The organism is Angustibacter peucedani (assembly GCF_054779595.1).
In genome coordinates this window covers 1-2,179 of record NZ_BAAGXY010000136.1, presented here as the reverse complement: position 1 = coordinate 2,179, position 2,179 = coordinate 1, and the positions used below count along the sequence as shown (strand labels likewise).

Here is a 2,179-nt window from a genome sequence, read left to right as displayed (position 1 = left end):
TGGTGGGTCGGCGGGCCGGCCGGCGCCTGGGCGCGACGACGGCGGCGCGGCGGCGCGGCGGCCGGGTCGGGCGCCTGGAACAGCAGCCCGCCGAACGACGCGGCCGGCGCCTCGGCCGGAGCCGTCTCGGCGGGGGTCTCGTCGGTCGGGACCTGGGTCTCGGTGGTCTCGTCCTCGGCCTCGGGCTCCTCGACCGGGACCTCGGGGGTCTCTTCGACCGGCGCGGGCTCGGCCGTGGCGGCGGCCTTCTTGCGCGGCGCACGCTTGCGGGCCGCCTTCTTCGCCGGGGCCGGCGCGTCGGCGTCCGCCGCGGGCGTCTCGGCGGGCGTCTCAGCGGGCGCTGCCGCCTCTTCGGTCGTGGTCGCCTCGGCCGGTGCGGTCGCCTTCGCGGCGGCCTTCTTGCGCGGGGCGCGCTTGCGGGCGGCGGCCTTCTTCGCCGGCGCCTCGGCGGACTGCTCGGCGGTCTGCTCTGCTGCGGTCTCGGGGGTGGTGTCGCTCATCGGGGTGCTCCCGTCAGGCCCCGGGCGCCGTCCACACCCTGCCGGCGCCGCGCGGGGCGATCGCGTTCGTCGTGCCGCGGTTGCGGTCACGACGGAAGTCGTGGTGTTGCGGCCCGAGGTGTCGCGCGGGGGCGCGGGGGCCTCGGGTCGTCGGCGGCCGGTGACCCGGTGCGGACGGCGGCCTGCTGGCGATCAGCCCGGTCGGGCCGGTGTCGCCGGTGGGTCGCCGCGCGAGCGCGGGTCGTCGGTCGTCGGGGCGAGCCGCAGGTGTGGGGTGCGGTCCGACCACCGGCAGTATCGCACACCCGGGCAGACCCGCCCGGGAGGCGCACACCGGACGCCGCGCCGCCGGTCCCCGCGAAAGCGCAGGTCAGGCCAGGGGGTCGGCGATCGCGCCGTCGCGCAGCGGTCCCTGGCACCGCCGCGTCGTGCGGGTGTCGTCGCCCACCGCGAGCCCGAGACCGGCCAGCCCGGCGAGGACCTCGTTGGGGCGCACCGTCGGCACCACGTGCCGCACCACCAGGCGCAGCGCCGGCTCGTCGCTGTCGTCCTCGACGACCAGCGACACGACCGGCTCGCGCGCGTCGAGCGCCCGCGGGCCGTTCTTGGTCAGCCGCTCGACGTCCACCCGCTCGGCGGCCAGGAACGCGGCCACGGCGGTCTCGACGTCCGCGCGGACGGCGCCGGGCAGCACGACGACCCACTCGCTCGCCTCGAGCCGGTCGGCGAGCGCCCCCGGCGTCGCCTCGACCACCTGGACGACGTCCAGGCCCGGCGGCAGGGACGCGTCGAGCGCCGCACGCACGGCCTCGGGGTCGCAGCGCGCGGCCAGCGACAGCTCGACGTACTCGGCCTCGCTCGCGGTGCCGGTGGGCGCCGCGTTCGCGAACGAGATCTTGGGGTGCGGGTGGAAGCCGGCCGAGTAGGCCATCGGGACGTCGGCCCGGCGCAGCGCCCGCTCCAGCGCGCGCTGGAAGTCGCGGTGGCTGCTGAACCGCAGACGTCCGCGCTTGGCGTAGCGCAGGCGCAGCTTCTGGACGACGGGCGGCGGGGGCGGTCCGTCGGGCTGGCGGGCCACCTCAGCCGTCCGAGGAGGGCGTGCTCGCCACGAGGTCGCGTCGGCTCGGGCCGTTGACGCTCAGCGGCAGCAGCGTGCGACCGGTCGGCCCGATCTGGATCTCGGTGCCGAGCTGCGGGCACACGCCGCAGTCGAAGCACGGGGTCCAGCGGCAGTCCTCGACCTCGGTCTCGGTGAGGGCGTCCTGCCAGTCCTCCCAGAGCCAGTCCTTGTCGAGGCCGGAGTCCAGGTGGTCCCAGGGCAGCACCTCGCCGAACTCGCGCTCGCGGGTGGTGTACCAGGCGACGTCGACGGGCTCGCCCGCCAGCGCGGTCTCGGCGGCGGCCATCCAGCCGTCGTACGAGAAGTGCTCGCTCCAGCCGTCGAACCGGCCGCCGTCCCGCCAGACCTGCTCGATCACGCGACCGACGCGACGGTCGCCGCGCGACAGCAGTCCCTCGACGATCCCGGGCTTGCCGTCGTGGTAGCGGAAGCCGATCGACCGGCCGTACTTCTTGTCGGCCCGGACGGCGTCGCGCAGCTTGGCCAGGCGCGCGTCGGTGGTCTCGGCGTCCAGCTGGCTGGCCCACTGGAACGGCGTGTGCGGCTTCGGGACGAAGCC

1 protein-coding gene and 2 pseudogenes are annotated in these 2,179 nt (G+C 76.8%); all 3 read right to left on the bottom strand.

The features are described from left to right. Positions 1-500 (bottom strand): annotated as a pseudogene (locus tag ACYVJ4_RS17695) (ribonuclease E/G); the annotation flags it as partial. 370 nt (positions 501-870) lie between these two features. After that, positions 871-1,578, bottom strand: a complete 708-nt coding sequence (locus ACYVJ4_RS17690; protein WP_460461402.1) for a TIGR03936 family radical SAM-associated protein — start codon at positions 1,576-1,578, stop codon at positions 871-873. A 1-nt stretch (position 1,579) separates the two neighbouring features. Then, positions 1,580-2,179, bottom strand: a pseudogene (locus tag ACYVJ4_RS17685) (TIGR03960 family B12-binding radical SAM protein); the annotation flags it as partial.